General features: G+C 56.2%; 12 protein-coding genes. 6 read left to right on the top strand and 6 right to left on the bottom strand.

Annotation, left to right across the window (positions count from 1 at the left end; all coding sequences use genetic code 11):
* Positions 1-2 precede the first annotated feature (2 nt).
* Genes OVA10_RS13945 through OVA10_RS13935 form a run of 3 tightly spaced genes read right to left on the bottom strand, consistent with a single transcriptional unit; the run spans position 3 to position 4,162 of the window.
* Positions 3-1,385: an efflux transporter outer membrane subunit gene (locus OVA10_RS13945; RefSeq protein WP_268196165.1), complete on the bottom strand. Its 1,383-nt coding sequence runs from the start codon at positions 1,383-1,385 to the stop codon at positions 3-5.
* Entirely contained in the window at positions 1,382-2,464 is a 1,083-nt protein-coding gene (locus OVA10_RS13940) for an HlyD family secretion protein (protein WP_123428011.1), read from the bottom strand. The genes OVA10_RS13945 and OVA10_RS13940 overlap by 4 nt, the downstream gene beginning before the upstream one ends.
* A 45-nt stretch (positions 2,465-2,509) precedes the next feature.
* Complete coding sequence (locus OVA10_RS13935) at positions 2,510-4,162, bottom strand: MFS transporter (protein WP_371923376.1); 1,653 nt, start codon at positions 4,160-4,162, stop codon at positions 2,510-2,512.
* 212 nt (positions 4,163-4,374) lie between these two features.
* Between OVA10_RS13935 and OVA10_RS13930 the strand changes: the two genes are divergently transcribed.
* Positions 4,375-5,169, top strand: coding sequence for a YdcF family protein (locus OVA10_RS13930; protein ID WP_102103678.1), 795 nt, complete (start codon positions 4,375-4,377; stop codon positions 5,167-5,169).
* A 197-nt stretch (positions 5,170-5,366) separates the two neighbouring features.
* Positions 5,367-6,806 (top strand): aldehyde dehydrogenase, encoded by a 1,440-nt coding sequence (aldA, locus tag OVA10_RS13925; protein ID WP_142503355.1) that lies wholly within the window; start codon positions 5,367-5,369, stop codon positions 6,804-6,806.
* A gap of 38 nt (positions 6,807-6,844) precedes the next feature.
* Here aldA and gap read toward each other — a convergent pair whose 3' ends face one another.
* Positions 6,845-7,846, bottom strand: a complete 1,002-nt coding sequence (gap, locus tag OVA10_RS13920) for a type I glyceraldehyde-3-phosphate dehydrogenase (protein WP_100780221.1) — start codon at positions 7,844-7,846, stop codon at positions 6,845-6,847.
* 194 nt (positions 7,847-8,040) lie between these two features.
* Between gap and cybB the strand changes: the two genes are divergently transcribed.
* A complete protein-coding gene (gene cybB / locus OVA10_RS13915; protein WP_100780220.1) occupies positions 8,041-8,571 on the top strand; it encodes a cytochrome b561 in 531 nt (176 codons plus the stop codon).
* A gap of 357 nt (positions 8,572-8,928) precedes the next feature.
* On the opposite strand, the gene OVA10_RS13910 is transcribed toward cybB, so the two are convergent.
* Positions 8,929-9,357 carry a DUF3828 domain-containing protein gene (locus OVA10_RS13910; protein WP_248860216.1) on the bottom strand — a complete coding sequence of 143 codons (429 nt, stop codon included), beginning with the start codon at positions 9,355-9,357 and terminating at the stop codon, positions 8,929-8,931.
* A 681-nt stretch (positions 9,358-10,038) separates the two neighbouring features.
* On the opposite strand from OVA10_RS13910, the gene OVA10_RS13900 reads away from it, so the two are divergent.
* The 3 genes from OVA10_RS13900 to OVA10_RS13890 all read left to right on the top strand — a co-directional run bounded on the left by OVA10_RS13900 (position 10,039) and on the right by OVA10_RS13890 (position 13,315).
* Positions 10,039-10,314, top strand: a complete 276-nt coding sequence (locus OVA10_RS13900) for a metal/formaldehyde-sensitive transcriptional repressor (RefSeq protein ID WP_032610935.1) — start codon at positions 10,039-10,041, stop codon at positions 10,312-10,314.
* Between the two features lie 29 nt (positions 10,315-10,343).
* The gene (locus tag OVA10_RS13895) at positions 10,344-11,462 is read left to right on the top strand and encodes an S-(hydroxymethyl)glutathione dehydrogenase/class III alcohol dehydrogenase (protein ID WP_268196164.1); all 1,119 of its coding nucleotides are present in this window, start codon (positions 10,344-10,346) and stop codon (positions 11,460-11,462) included.
* 161 nt (positions 11,463-11,623) lie between these two features.
* Positions 11,624-13,315, top strand: a complete 1,692-nt coding sequence (locus OVA10_RS13890; protein ID WP_129034880.1) for a methyl-accepting chemotaxis protein — start codon at positions 11,624-11,626, stop codon at positions 13,313-13,315.
* Between the two features lie 122 nt (positions 13,316-13,437).
* On the opposite strand, the gene OVA10_RS13885 is transcribed toward OVA10_RS13890, so the two are convergent.
* Complete coding sequence (locus OVA10_RS13885; RefSeq protein ID WP_268196163.1) at positions 13,438-15,822, bottom strand: glucose/quinate/shikimate family membrane-bound PQQ-dependent dehydrogenase; 2,385 nt, start codon at positions 15,820-15,822, stop codon at positions 13,438-13,440.
* Positions 15,823-16,103 lie beyond the last annotated feature (281 nt).

The raw sequence follows: 16,103 nt of genomic DNA, 5'->3' as shown, positions 1-16,103 counted from the left end.
CCTTAGTTTTTCTCAGACCACCCGCCGCCCAGCGCCTTATACAAATCAATCTGCGCCAGCAGCAGATTATTTTTCACCTGTACCACATTCGTTTGCACCGAGAACAGCGTGCGCTGGGCGTCCAGCACGTCCAGATAGGAGGAGTAGCCGTTGCGATAACGGTTTTGCGCGATGCGCAGCGTCTCCTGGGCCACATCCTGCTGCGCCATTAACTCCGTCAGCTGCTCCTGATAGCGCGTGATCGCATCCAGACTGTCGTTTACTTCACGGAACGCATTGCGCACGGTTTTTTCATAGCTGTACAGCGCCTGATTACGCTGGGACTGAGAGATATCCACCTGCGCGTTCAGCGCCTGGCGGTTCAGCAGCGGTGCCAGGATGCTGCCGCCGAGACTCCAGAGCTGCAGCGGGTTGTCGAGCAAACCGGGCAGCGTGCGATCCTGTATCGATCCTGTGGCGGTGAGGTTGATCGACGGCAGCAGGCTGGCGCGGGAGGCGGCGAGCGTGGCATCGGCGGCGATCAACTGGCGTTCCGCCTGCACAATGTCCGGGCGGCGATTGAGTAACGTCGACGGCAGCTGCGACGGCAACGGCAGCGGCGTGAGCGTGCTGAAACTGTCGCTGCGCGCCACTGCACCGGGATTCGCACCCAGAAGCTGGCTGAGCGCGTTTTCCTGCATGGCGATCTGATGCTGGAGCAGCGGGATCTGCGCGCGCGTCGAACGCAGCTCGGAATCCGACTGCATGAGCTCCAGGCGCGAGCTGTAGCCTGTTTCGAACTGGCGTTTGGCCAGAGCCAGCGCATCTTCCCGTGATTTCACCGTGGACTGGGTGACGCGCAACTGCTCATCAAGAGAAAGCAGGGTGACATAGCCCGAGGCCACCGACGAGGCGACGGTCAGATCCGCCGCGGCAGCCGCCGCTTTTTGCGCCTCCAGCGTTGCCTCGGCGGCATTCGCGGTGCTGCGATTGACGCCCCAGATATCCACATCGTAGCTGGCAGTGAGACTTCCCTTATACAAAGTGCTGTAGACAGGCAGGCCGGTCGCAGCTGACTGGGCACGGGCGCGGGTGCCGCTTACCCCCGCATCCAGGGAGGGGAACAGACTGCTGTCGGCAGCATAGACCTGCGCCTGATATTCGTTGATCCGCTCGCGGGCGATCAGCACGTCGCTGTTATTTTGCAGCGCCTGATCCACGTAGCGATTGAGATGATTATCGTGAAAATTGCGCCACCACAGCTGCTCTGCTGGGCTGGTCGGGCCACGGGTTTCGCGCCACTCGGCGGGGATGTGCAGCGTGCTTTTGGCTGGCGCGACATCCACCGACTGACAACCTGCCAGCCACAGCGCACCCAGCATGCAGACGACGGGGCGAAGCGTCATTGTTTCGCCTCCCGCGTGTCGATGTTCACCTGAACGGACATGCCAGGGCGCAGCAGGGCGGACTCTTCGGGCTTGCCGAGCACTTCGATGCGCACCGGGATACGCTGGGCAATTTTCACAAAGTTACCCGTGGCGTTATCCGGCGTGATGGCGCTGAACTCGACGCCGGTCGCCGGAGAGATACTCTGCACGCGGCCCTGATAGCGTTTGCCGTTCAGGGCGTCGACGGTAAAGGTGACGGGCTGTCCAACGCGCAGGTCCGCGAGCTGTGTCTCTTTAATATTGGCGATCACCCAGTGCTGCGGTGGCACCAGGGTAGTGAGATGGGTTCCGGCGGTGACGTAGGCGCCGAGTCGCACGGCAATTTGCCCGAGCTGACCGTCGCGCGGGGCGACAATCCGCGTGTTCTGCAAATCAATTTGCGCCAGCTCCAGCGCGGCTTTTGCGCTCTCGACGTCGGCCTCCAGCGAGCCGCGATTGACGATGACCGTCTGCAGGTCCTGACGCGACATCTCAAGCGTCGCTTTGGCCTGCTCAATATCGGCGCTGCCCTGAGCAGCGCTGGCGAGCGCCGCATCGCGTTCGCGAATCGACAGGGAGCCGTCGGCGGTCAGATCGTTAACGCGCTTTAAATCCGCCTGCGTTTTCACACTCTGGGCGCGCGCGTTTTTTAGCGCCGCATCGTTACGGGCAATCACCGCTTCGGCGCTTTTGCGCTGTTGCAGATTATTGTTCAGCGCCGCCATTTTCATTGCCAGCTGCGCCTGCGCCTGATGCACGCGCTGGCGATAGATGCGGTCATCAATTTGCAGCAGCAGATCGCCTTTTTTGACCTGCACGAAATCCTGCACCTTTACCTCGGTGATATAGCCGTTAACCTGCGGGCTGATAAAGGTGGTCTGCCCGCGCACATAGGCGTTATCCGTGAACTGACTGTGGCGGGTAAAGGGCGGCAGTTGCCAGGCGTAGAGGATCACCAGCACCCCGACAATCCCTATCGCCGCTGCGGTAAAAATGGAAACAATGCGCAAATTATTGCGGGTAGTGGCCTGCTCTTTGGCGGCATCCTGCTGACTCATAATCTCTCCGGAGGTAATGCGCTGTTCATTCTCGGTTTTCTTCCATTATTTGGTGCCCGTGGCGTGTTTTAGCGCCAGACGGGCGGTGATTCTCAGGCGCAGCAAGCGCCACAAAATCCACACCAGCGTGGCGGTGGCAATGCCTGCGGTCAGCAGATAAGTATCGTTATAGGCCAGAATATTGGCTTCCAGCGTCGTGACAGTTTGCAGCTGCGTGACGGCCTGGGTGTTAAGCAGGGCGCTGTCGCCAATCAGGTTCTGATACATCTGGGTGTAAATCTGTAGCCGCTCGTTGACCAGCGGATTGAGCGTGGTGAGTTGATCGGCCAGTAAGTTCGAATGGTATTTCTCGCGCCAGGTCTGAAAGGTGCCGAGGATGGCGGAACCCAGCAGGCCGCCGACGTTCTGGCTCATGCCAAACAGCACCGAGAAGCTGACCAGATTGCGCGGATCGGCAATCACACCGCCAATACCCGCCAGCATCGCCGGGGCGAGGAAAAATGCGCTGCCAAAGCCGAGCAAAAACTGGCTCAGCATCAGCTGGTTCGGGCGCGTCAGATTGTTCGACTGGCTGTCCAGCAGCGACGCGACAATCATCAGTACCAGCGAGGTGACTATCGGCCAGGCCAGTCTGGTGGGTTTGATGGTCAGGCAGCTGGCGACTATGCCGCAGACAATCCCGGCGAGGATCGACCAGGCCAGATGCGTCATCTGTTCATTCTGCAGGCCGACGTACTGTAGCCAGCCGATCACCCCGGTGTTTTGCTCCGCCAGCACGATGCGGATGAGCAGCATAATCAACCCCAGGCGCAGAATACTGCCGCTGGAGAGCCAGCGGGTATTGAGCAGGGGGTTGCTGCGGTTATGCTCGAAAACGATGGCCGAGAGGATCAGCACCAGCGACAGAGCCAGCGACCAGCCAATCCACGGCGCTTCAAACCACCAGTCGAGCCGCCCCAGCGAGAGCACCGCGCACAGCAGCGCCATACCGGGTGCCAGCAGGAAGAAGGTGATGAAATCTTTCTTTTCGAACACTTTACGGCGGTCGCCCGGCGGGAGTTTCAGCGCAATCACGCAGCCGAGCGAAATCAGCGCCAGACCGAGTTCAAAAAAGTACAGCCCGCGCCATTCATCGAGCTGGAGCAGCTCCGTCGAAAACAGTCGCGCAATGGGGATCGCCAGCGACGACCCGGTGATACCGATGGTCAGCGCTTTCAGGCGATGTTTCGCCGGCCAGGCCTGAATCTGATAGTAAATCCCCAGTGAACTCAAGGCGGCGGCCACCATGCCGTGGGCGGCGCGCACCATCAGCGCCGAGCTGAGATCGTTAACGAACAGGTGGAAAAACGTCACCAGCACATACAGCACCAGAAACCCTTCCGTAAACGCGCGCAGCCCGAACTGCTGGCGAAACTTCACCAATAGCAGATTGATCGAGACGTTGGTCATCACGTAAACGGCAGGGAGCCAGGCGATCTCCGTCGACCAGACGGCGAATGTCCCCTGCAGATTTTGCAGGTTGGCGGCAACCATCGCGTTGCCAAGCGCTCCCGTCAGGCAAACCAGTAAACCGACCACGCCGTAGGCCACTCTTTTCGGTGTGCTGTGCAGCGGTGTGGAAGGGGACCCCAGCAGGGCGGGTTTTTCATGTGGCTGCCACTCGCGAGGAGCATAAGGATCGCGTTGAGGCAGGCGCATAACGTCGGTTACCTTTGGAAAAGTTGAATAGTTAGTGGGCTAAGGATTCTACCTGTGGCAGAAATCATAATTCAAGTGAATATGAAATAGTTCATTAAATCAAATATGATTGCCCTCAACTGCGGTATCGTGCGGGCGGCTTTCGGAGAGATCCTCTGTTTCACAACCTCATACGCGCTACCCTGAAAGTAACCTGATGTAAGGAGGTAACGATGACGCTGACACTTTTTCCCTGCCTGCCCGAGACCACGCTGGCGGCGGTTAACACGGTGGGCAACTGGCTGGCGCAGGACGATAACCCGCGCGACCAGCCCTTTGACGCAGTGATCCTTGCCGGGAATGCGGTGATCCCGACCATTGACGCCGCCTGTCGGGTCGCGTCTGAACAGGCGATCCCATTGCTAATTAGCGGCGGTATCGGCCACTCGACGACGTTTCTGTACGCGGCGACGGCGCGCCACCCGCGCTATAACACGGTGCCGACCACCGGACGCGCCGAGGCGGCGATTCTGGCGGATATCGCACGTCAGTTCTGGCACATTCCTGACGACCGTATTCTGATTGACGACCAGTCCACCAACTGCGGTGAAAATGCGCGCTTTAGCTGGAACCTGCTGAAGCAGCACGCACCCATCCCGCAACGCATTCTCGTGGTACAGGACCCGACCATGCAGCGGCGCACGATGGCGACCTTTGCCAGAGTGTGCCGTGACGAGCGCGAGTCGCCGCACTTCATCAGCCATCCGGGGATCACTCCGCATCTGCAAAACAGCGAAAACGGCCTGGTGTTTAGTGGCGGCGGGGAGGGGCTTTGGCCGGTTGAGCGTTATCTGTCGTTGGTGCTGGGTGAACTCCCGCGCCTGCGGGACGACGCGAACGGCTACGGCCCGGCGGGGCGGGACTTTATCGCTCACGTCGAGATCCCGCCTGATGTGGAAGCCGCGTGGCAGATTTTGCGCCACGACACCACTCTCACCGACGCGCTGGTCAGTCGCTCTCTGCTGTAAGTGATGCCCGTTTGCGAACCCTCTGTCGCAAACGGGCATTTTATGTTGCCGGTCTGTAATGTCATTGTTTTGCTGACCCGTTTCTTTTTTGAGATATCTCACAAAAACAGCGCGATACGATAGGCAACCTGACGCCTGATTGTAATTTTTAACATTAATTTTACTTGTTAAAAACAGTGCAATTACAGGAGCAGGTCATGACAGTACCCGTACAACATCCTATGTATATCGATGGACAGTTTGTTGCCTGGCAAGGTGAAACCTGGATTGATGTGACTAATCCCGCCACCGAAGAGGTCATTTCCCGTATTCCCGATGGGCGCGCCGAAGACGCCCGCAAAGCGATAGAGGCAGCTGATCGCGCGCAGGCCGGCTGGGAAGCGCTCCCGGCGATTGAACGCGCCAACTGGCTGCGCAAAATTTCCGCCGGTATTCGCGAGCGCGCCAGTGAGATCAGCGCCCTGATCGTGGCCGAAGGTGGCAAAATTCAGCAGCTGGCCGACGTGGAGGTCAGTTTCACCGCCGATTACATCGACTATATGGCCGAATGGGCGCGCCGCTACGAAGGGGAGATTCTGCAGAGCGACCGTCCGGGCGAGAACATTCTGGTGTTTAAACGTGCGCTGGGCGTAACGACCGGCATCCTGCCGTGGAATTTCCCGTTCTTCCTGATTGCCCGCAAGCTGGCACCTGCGCTGCTGACGGGCAACACCATCGTCATCAAACCGAGCGAATTCACGCCAAATAATGCGATTGCGTTTGCCAAAATCGTCGATGACATCGGACTGCCAAAAGGGGTCTTTAACCTGGTGCTTGGGCGCGGCGAAACCGTCGGGCAGGAGCTGGCGGGCAACCCGAAAGTGGCGATGGTGAGCATGACCGGCAGCGTCACCGCCGGGGAGAAAATCATGACCGCAGCGGCGAAAAACATCACCAAAGTGTGCCTGGAGCTGGGCGGCAAAGCGCCTGCTATCGTGATGGATGACGCTGATCTTGAGCTGGCGGTGAAAGCGATTGTCGATTCGCGCGTCATTAACACCGGGCAGGTCTGTAATTGCGCTGAGCGCGTGTATGTGCAAAAAGGCATTTACGACCGCTTCGTGAACCGTCTGGGTGAAGCGATGAAAGCGGTGCAGTTTGGCAATCCGGCCGAGCGGAATGATATTGCGATGGGCCCGCTGATTAACGCCGCTGCCCTTGAGCGTGTGGAACAAAAAGTGGCGCGCGCGGTGCAGGAAGGGGCCAGAGTGGCGCTGGGTGGCAAAGCGGTGGAAGGTAAAGGCTATTTTTATCCGCCGACGCTGCTGCTGGATGTGCGCCAGGAGATGACCATCATGCATGAAGAGACCTTCGGGCCGGTACTGCCGGTGGTGGCGTTTGATTCTCTGGATGAGGCGCTGGCGATGGCTAACGACAGTGAGTATGGCCTGACCTCGTCCATTTACACGCAAAATCTGAATGTAGCGATGCAAGCGATCAAAGGGCTGAAGTTCGGCGAGACCTACATCAACCGCGAGAACTTTGAAGCGATGCAGGGCTTCCATGCGGGCTGGCGGAAATCGGGTATCGGCGGGGCAGACGGGAAACACGGCCTGCATGAATATCTGCAAACCCAGGTGGTGTATCTGCAGTCGTAATTTTGCGATACGCGGGCAGCCTGGCTGCCCGCTGTAAATCAGAGTGCGGCGAACTTATCCAGCGTGCGCACCAGCTGGGTGACGAAGCCGTATTCGTTGTCATACCAGGCGACGGTTTTTACCAGCTGCAGGTCGCCCGCCTCGGACACTTCTGTCTGAGTGGCATCAAAGATCGAGCCAAAGTGCGAGCCGATCACATCGGAAGAGACGATCTCCTCGTCCGTATACCCAAAAGAGTCGTTGCCTTCGGTCGCTTTTTTTAGCGCGGCGTGAATCTCATCTACCGTCACTTTTTTCTCCAGAATCGAGACCAGTTCTGTCACCGATCCGGTTTTCACCGGTACGCGCTGGGCGTGACCTTTGAGCTTGCCGCTGAGCGCCGGGATCACCAGCCCAATCGCTTTTGCCGCCCCGGTGGTGTGCGGAATAATGTTCTCCGCCGCCGCGCGTGAGGCGCGCAGATCTTTCCCGCGCGGCCCGTCGACCAGGGCCTGAGTGCCGGTATAGGCGTGGATGGTGGTCATAGTCCCGACTTTAATCCCAAAGGCGTCGTGCAGTGCTTTCGCCATCGGCGCCAGGCAGTTAGTGGTGCAGGAGGCCACCGAGATAATGGTGTCGCTGGCGTCAATCGTGTCGTCGTTGACGTTAAAGACGATGGTTTTCATCTCGCCTGCAGGCGCGGAGATGAGCACTTTTTTCGCCCCGGCGTCCAGGTGGGCTTTGGACTTTTCTTCCGAGGTGTAAAAACCGGTACATTCAACCACAAGATCGACGCCCGCCGTGGTCCATGGAATGTGTTTGGCCTCTTTTTCAGCGTACACGGAGATGGATTTGCCATCCACAATCAGGGAATCTTCGGTGAAATCGACGCTCCAGGGGAAGGGACCGTAATTCGAGTCATGCTTTAGCAGATACGCCAGCACCTTGGGGGAGGTGAGGTCGTTAATGGCGACGACGGTGTTGCTGTCCTGAGTTTCAAGCAGACGGCGCAGGACGAGGCGTCCGATGCGACCAAAACCATTAATGCCAATTTTACTCATGGTTGACTCCTGTATGAACTGAACGATGCGACAGTTTGAAAACTCCTCCAGGCTTAGACCATGTCGGCGGGTGAGGCAATTGAAGATGATTCATGAGCAGGCGAAGTTTTTGAAAACCCATAAAGAAAAGTTAATGAATTTTTAAGGAAAGCCCGTTATGTTGACCCTTTGTTCGACCTTTTCCAGGAAATCATATGCGTAATAAATATACTGGCCTGCAAATTGGCATTCACTGGCTGGTGTTTCTTCTGGTTATCGTGGCTTACGCGGCGATGGAGCTGCGAGGATTCTTCCCACGCAGCGCGCGTCCGGTAATTAATATGATTCATGTTTCCTGCGGGATTTCGATCCTGGTATTGATGGTGGCGCGTCTGCTGGTACGCCTGAAATTCCCGGCACCGCCGATTCAGCCTAAGCCAAAACCGATGATCACCGGGATGTCACATCTGGGGCATCTGGTGGTGTATCTACTGTTTATTGCTTTGCCATTAATTGGCCTGGTGATGATGTACAACCGCGGCAACCCGTGGCTGGCCTTTGGCCTGGTGATGCCCCATGCGGCAGAAGCGAATTTCGATCTGGTGGACAGCCTGAAGGCGTGGCACGTGACGCTTGCGAATATCGGCTATTTCGTCATCGGCATTCACGCTTTTGCGGCGTTGCTGCATCACTATTACTGGAAGGACAACACGCTGCTGCGCATGATGCCGAAAAAGCGTTCCTGATAATCTTTCCTGCCTGTCCCAAACCCGCTCTCGTCAGCGGGTTTTTTGTGTTTATTTCCGACATCAATCCATAAAAAGAGCCATTCCAGTTAAGCGAATAAACATTCGTTCTTAAGGTGAGCTTTAACCCAATGATTTGCTTTAAGTCTGTTGTATTTCAGTCATGAATATATCCATGACAAACGCAGGGTGAACGATTATAAATGCACTATCCACCACGGACAGGGTGTATCCAAATCTGCAGTGCTGTGTGTTTACGGGACCTGACCGATGTCGGCAGGTTCCCGGATTTTCCCTGGTACTTCAAATGAGCGCTCTTCAACGCCTTCCTAAAGTACAAAATTTACTTAAGTCGAATTATTTGATGTCTCGAGCCGCAACAGATTGCACCTTCCAGCGCCCATTTTCTCTGACCATGCAGTCAATAATAGTATGAGCCTTGTTTTTGCCGAACGCGATATAGATGTTGACGCAAATCGGATCGGTGTCTACTGAAACGACGTTAATATTATCGGGCCAATCTTCACCAATATCCTGCGCTTTAAGAAAAAAGTCTGCATCATAAAATGGTTCATCATCATAATCTTGATCTTGCGTATGACGTAGTTTCTGCATTGTGGATGCAGTAACATAACGATCAATTTCATGATTGTCAGTGATAGGAAAGTGATTTTCGCTAATCTGAGTAACATACCATTTATTAAATGCAGCGGCCTGGGTAGCCGCATCGTGAGTATTTGCGAGAACTGACGTCGTGATCATTAACAGCGATAATAAACTTTTCATGTTAATAGTGCCTGTAAAGCTTGAAAGCTGGCTTTAATTCTCTATAGCGTGGGCCGGGGTACATTCCATGTTGGATAAAGTCAGAGTACCAGGTGCCAGAGCCATCATAAATACATGCGTGACCGTGCTGGTTTTCCCCGGGGAGGGCGTCAATGACAGCAACATCTCCCTCAATAGGTGTGCCGTACACCTGACTGAATCCAGCCATTTCAAGTGAGTGCCCGAAATACATGGCATCGGCACCATTAATCTTAACTCCTCCTGCCCGAATTGCAGCGGCTACTGCACGTGCGCAATAACCCGTACTATGGAGGTGTTATTGCTGACGAGCATAGGTCACTGCGACGTGTTTAGACCATATCATTTTCAATATCCTTATTATTGAAGAAGAAATGAGTCATGTTTTACGCCTGTTTCGAATATTATTTTGTAATACATGGTTAAGTGATGTTAACCATTACTTGTGTACGTTATAAAAATAAATCAACTATTTGCAGATATAATGTTAGTTGGCGTTCTACGGTTTTAAATTTTAGGCTTCATTCAGGATTAAGTGAAATATGAAGGACCGCGTTAATGAGTCACCTGGTATTACTATCGCTTAGTGCCTCAAATCCCTTGTTTACATGGATACCTGAAAGTAGTTACTATACCCCCCTACAGTATCCATGAGGAGGGCGTATGCCTCATTCACCCGAAGACAAAAAACGCGTACTGACTCGCGTGCGGCGCATTCGGGGGCAGGTTGATGCCCTTGAACGTGCGCTGGAGTCCGGCGAACCCTGCCTTGCCATCCTGCAGCAAATCGCGGCGGTTCGCGGTGCGGCGAACGGTTTGATGGGCGAGATGGTCGAAATTCACCTTAAAGATGAGCTGGTGACGGGCGAAACCACCGCCGACCAGCGTGCGGTTCGCATGGCGGAAGTCGGTCATTTGCTACGCTCCTATCTAAAATAAAACACTGGCATCACATAAAGGAAAGCAATATGAAATCACGTGCAGCTGTCGCATTTGGCCCCGGCCAGCCGTTGAAAATCGTCGAAATTGACGTTGCGCCGCCGAAGAAGGGCGAAGTGCTGATCAAAATCACCCATACGGGCGTGTGCCACACCGATGCCTTTACCCTGTCGGGTGACGATCCGGAAGGCGTCTTCCCGGCGGTATTAGGCCATGAAGGCGGTGGCGTGGTAGTGGAAGTCGGTGAAGGCGTCAGCAGCCTGAAGCCGGGCGATCATGTTATTCCTCTGTACACCGCCGAATGTGGCGAGTGTAAGTTCTGTAAATCCGGTAAAACCAACCTCTGTCAGGCCGTTCGCGCCACGCAGGGCAAAGGCCTGATGCCTGATGGCACCACGCGTTTCTCTTACAACGGTGAGCCGATTTATCACTATATGGGCACCAGTACCTTCAGCGAATACACCGTTTGTGCGGAGATTTCCCTGGCGAAAGTGAATCCACAGGCACCGCTGGATAAAGTCTGCCTGCTGGGCTGCGGCGTGACCACCGGTATCGGCGCGGTACACAACACGGCGAAAGTGAAAGAGGGCGACACCGTGGCGGTGTTTGGTCTCGGCGGGATCGGTCTGGCGGTGATTCAGGGCGCGGTACAGGCGAAAGCCGGGCGCATCCTCGCAGTCGATACCAACCCGGAGAAATTCAAACTGGCCGGTGAAATGGGCGCAACAGATTTCATCAACCCGAAAGACTACGACAAACCGGTTCAGGATGTGATTGTTGAACTGACTGACGGCGGCGTGGATTTCAGCTTTGAATGTATCGGCAACGTGAATGTCATGCGCTCTGCGCTGGAATGCTGCCACAAAGGCTGGGGCGAGAGCATCATTATCGGCGTGGCAGGGGCGGGTCAGGAGATCAAAACCCGTCCATTCCAGCTGGTGACCGGGCGCGTCTGGCGCGGCTCCGCATTTGGCGGCGTAAAAGGGCGCACCCAGCTGCCTGGGATGGTCGAGGATGCAATGGCCGGGAAAATCAATCTCGACCCGTTCATTACCCACCGTCTGCCGCTTGAGCAGATCAACGAAGCCTTCGATCTGATGCACGAAGGAAAGTCGATCCGCACCGTCATACATTTCGGCAGCAACTAATTATTCTGCCAGCGGTTTTTTGCCGCTGGCCCTTCCTGCATATTCTTCTCTAAAGTGTGACCTGTCTGGCGCTTTTAGCCATAAGCAAATTTCCTGCCGTGCCGATGACTATTTTACAGGCGTGTTTTTCACGCATTTACCTATAAAGAGAGTCGACGGTCATGGACAACACAAAAACGATGCGCAGCCCGCAAACGCTGAGCTTCCTGCATCATATCCGGCTGGTTCCGCTGTTTTCCTCAATTCTCGGTGGCATCATTTTGTTATTCGCATTGAGTTCGGCTCTGGCGGGGTATTTCCTGCTGCAGGCTGACACGGATCTGCAGGATGTCACGTCAGAAATCCAGGTACGTACGGGGCTGTCGAATAGCTCGAACCATTTACGCACGGCGCGCATCAATATGATCCATGCCGGTGCGGCCAGCCGTATCGCTGAGATGGACGCGATGAAGCAAAACATCGCTGAAGCCGAGACGCGTATTAAGCAGTCGCAGGAGAGCTTCGCCGCCTATATGAATCGTGCCGTGCGCACGCCTGCGGACGAAGCGCTGGATGGCGAGCTGAAAACCCGCTTTGATGCCTATATCACCGGCCTGCAGCCGATGTTGAAATACGCCAAAAACGGCATGTTTGAAGCCATCATTAATCACGAAAATGAATCTGCGCGCCCGCTGGACGATGGCTACAACGAAATCCTGCTGAAGGCGATTAAGATCCGTACCGATCGCGCGAATGCCCTCACGACGGACGCTCACAAGCGTACTCAGCTTGGCCTGATGTTTATGGTCGGCGCCTTTGCGCTGGCGCTGGTGCTGACCGCGATGACCTTCGTGGTACTGCGCCGCACGGTGATTCATCCGCTGCAACGCGCTGCCCGCCGCATCGAACAGATTGCGAAGGGGGATTTGACCATGGCGGACGACCTGACCGGTCGCAGCGAGATCGGGCGTTTAACCCGCGATCTGCAAACCATGCAGCACTCGCTGGTGAATACCGTCGGGACAGTTCGCCAGGGCGCGGAGCAGATTTACCGTGGCACCAGCGAGATTTCTGCCGGTAACACCGATCTCTCTTCCCGCACCGAACAGCAGGCGGCGGCCATCGAACAGACCGCTGCCAGCATGGAAGAGCTGACGGCGACCGTGAAACAGAACGCCGATAACGCCCATCATGCGAGCAAACTGGCGGAAGACGCTTCCGGGAAAGCCAGCCGTGGCGGCCAGATGGTCTCTGGCGTGGTGAAAACCATGAGCAATATCTCTACCAGCTCGAAGAAAATCTCGGAAATCACGGCGGTGATCAACAGCATCGCTTTCCAGACCAACATCCTGGCCCTTAACGCCGCCGTGGAAGCAGCCCGTGCGGGTGAGCAGGGGCGCGGATTTGCCGTGGTCGCCAGCGAAGTGCGTACGCTGGCAAGCCGCAGCGCCAATGCGGCAAAAGAGATTGAAGGCCTGATTAATGAATCCGTCACCCTGATCGACCAGGGTTCCGGCGAAGTGGTTGCCGCGGGGAATACCATGAATGAAATCGTTGAAGCCGTGAAACGCGTCACCGATATCATGCTGGAGATCGCCGCAGCCTCCGACGAACAGAGCCGGGGTATCGTGCAGGTGAGCCAGGCGATCTCTGAGATGGATAAAGTAACCCAGCAGAACGCCTCGCTGGTGGAGGAAGCCTCTGCGGCGGCGGCATCGCTGGAAGAACAGGGTGCTCGTCTGACCGAAGCCGTGGGCGCGTTCCGTCTTAACGGCACAACCGCCAGTCGCGGGAATAAAGCGGCGCCGGCCACCCAGCCTGCGCCATTGCGTCAGGCGGTGGTTGACGGTGGGGATAACTGGGAAACATTCTGAGTGGGTGACATATCGATGGGCTGCTATGTCTTTCCCCATCGATAACATCATACGTCCGTAAACGTGAAACGTCGCCGGGCGATAAAAAAAGGGGCCAATCGGCCCCTTTTTCATTACTGCTTTTACGCTTTATCTGGCAGGGCGTAGGCAATAATGTAATCACCACGGTCCGGTGACTGACGCGCGCCACCTGCGTTAATGATGATGTACTGTTTGCCGGTTTTCGGCGACACGTAGGTCATCGGGCCTGACTGGCTGCCCACTGGCAGACGGTCTTTCCAGATCTCTTTCCCGGTTGCGGTATCAAACGCGCGCAGGTAGAAATCCTGAGTGCCCGCGAAGAATAGCAGACCAGACTGGGTGGAAAGCGATGCGCCCAGCGTCGGCATCCCGATTGGGATCGGCATGTGCATACGAATGCCCAGCGGACCGGTATCTTCAACGGTACCGACCGGAACCTGCCACACCAGCTTGCCGCTTTTCAGATCCACAGCGGACATGGTGCCGAACGGTGGTTTCTGGCACGGAATGCCCAGCGGAGAGAGGAAGCGCTCGCGCATTGCGCCAAACGGCGTACCGTCCATCGGCACAATACCCATCTCGATCCCGCTGGCGTTTTTGGCAACGTTCGCGCGCGGCACCATATAGTTCGCGAGACCCAGACGCATATCGTTGACGAACATCAGACCGTTATTCGGATCAACGGAGACGCTGCCCCAGTTCATCCCGCCGAGGGAGCCAGGGAACTGCAGGGAGCGGTCAAGACCCGGTGGGGTAAAGACGCCCTGGTGACGCATCTCTTTAAACTGAATGCGGCACAGCAGCAGATCGACCGGCGTTGCGCCCCACATGTCGGATTCGGTCAGCGTCTGGTTGCCGATCATCGGCATGCCAACGGAATACGGCTGCGTTGGGGAGTAACGTTCGCCTTCAATATTACCTGCCGGAACCGGACGCTCTTCCACTTTGGCTACCGGCTTGCCGGTTTCGCGGTTGAGCATAAAGATCATGCCCTGTTTGCTGGTCTGCACCAGCACCGGCGTGGTGCCACCTTTACCGTCAGGAAGATCGTACAGCAGCGGCTGCGAAGGCAGGTCGAAGTCCCACAGGTCGTGGTGTGTGGTCTGGAAATGCCAGCGCACCTGACCGGAAGTCGCGTCTACCGCCACAATTGACGAACTGTATTTATCGTCCAGCGCGGTACGTTCGCCAGCATAGAAATCGGGCGTTGCGTTGCCGGTTGGCAGATAGATCAGGTTCAGTTTTGCGTCGTAAGACATGGCAGACCAGACGTTCGGCGTACCGCGCGTATAGGTCTGGCCTTCTGGCGGCAGGCCGGTCAGCTCCGGATTGCCGGGGTCCCAGGCCCATGCCAGTTTACCGGTGTGCACGTCATAGGCACGAACCACACCCGGCGGTTCGCCAGTCGAGAAGTTATCCGCCACGCGACCACCGACAACCACCACATTACCGGCCACCAGCGGGGTGGAGGTTTGCTGATAGTAGCCCGGTTTGATTTCACCCATGCCGACGCTGAGGTCAACAATACCGTGATCGCCAAAGTCTTCGCAGACTTTGCCTGTATCGGCGTTGATGGCAATCAGGCGCGCATCGGTGGTTGGCAGGAACAGACGACGGGCACAGGCGGCCGGTTGCGTGTCTGTTTGTGACGTTGTCACGACGCTGTGATCTTCAAAGAAGCCCAGGCCACGGCAGCGCTGCCAGTTTGGCGCGGTGGCTTTGAAATCGTAGCGCCATTTTTCTTTACCGGAATCCACGTCCAGCGCCAGCACTTTGCTGTATGGCGTGCAGACAAACAGGGTGTCGCCCACCTGCAGTGGCGTGTTCTGATCTTCTGCGCCAGAACCGTTGCTTACCGGGATATCACCCGTGTGCGCGGTCCAGGCCACTTTCAGCTCGCCGATGTTTTGCTTGTTAATCTGATCCAGCGCGGCAAAACGGTCCCCGTGGGTGGTGTTACCCCAGTGTTCCCAGTTTTTCTGCTGCTCGCCAGGGGCGACGGGTTTCACCGGCACCGCTTCGTTAGCCGTGACCAGCGTTTGCGGCTTAAACATCCAGCCGAAGCTCACCAGCATCGCCACGGCTAGCACGGCGGCAAGGGTAAACGCCGGGGTTTTGTTTACGGCCTGGTTGCCGTTTGCTGCGCGCAGGAACGGCCAGACAATGGCACATAAAAAGGCCAGCACGGCGAGGGTAAACAGGCGCGAGAAGAGCGGCCAGAAATCCCAGCCTGCATCACTGACGGCCCAGAATAACGACGCGATAAACGCGATGGCATACAGAATGATGCCGCTGGTGCGATTCATGAGGATTAAAACGGCGGCGATAACCATCATCACGCCAATGATCAGGAAGTACCAGCTTCCGCCTACGGTGGCGAGCTTAAAGCCCAGCCCGCCGACCGCCAGTCCGATGATTGCCATCAGGACGACCAGGAGCCACTGCAGGAGTCTCGGAACCCCGCGTGGCGCGCTGCCAAATGCCATGTCTATCTCCTTAAAGACCTCGTATTTCTCCGGTGGCACGGGCGCAGAGCCTGTACCAAATGGGTAACCGAATACGGGTTTAATGATGATTTATACGATGAATACCGTTTATACGGCTTTGAAATCCACCGAATGAAATAGGGTGTGAACCATTTGGTGAATTCGTGGCTATGATAAGTCTGTTAAATTGTTTGTTGCAATTGTTAATAAAAAATTTCGCATTATTTGATTAAAAGCGATAAAAAACCCGTCATCACGACGGGTCAGCTGGAAAGCGAAGG

This window comes from Lelliottia sp. SL45, assembly GCF_026672535.1.
Taxonomy (GTDB): domain Bacteria; phylum Pseudomonadota; class Gammaproteobacteria; order Enterobacterales; family Enterobacteriaceae; genus Enterobacter; species Enterobacter nimipressuralis.
The sequence above is the reverse complement of the archived record's forward strand: the minus strand, read 5'-3'. Positions and strand labels throughout refer to the sequence as shown.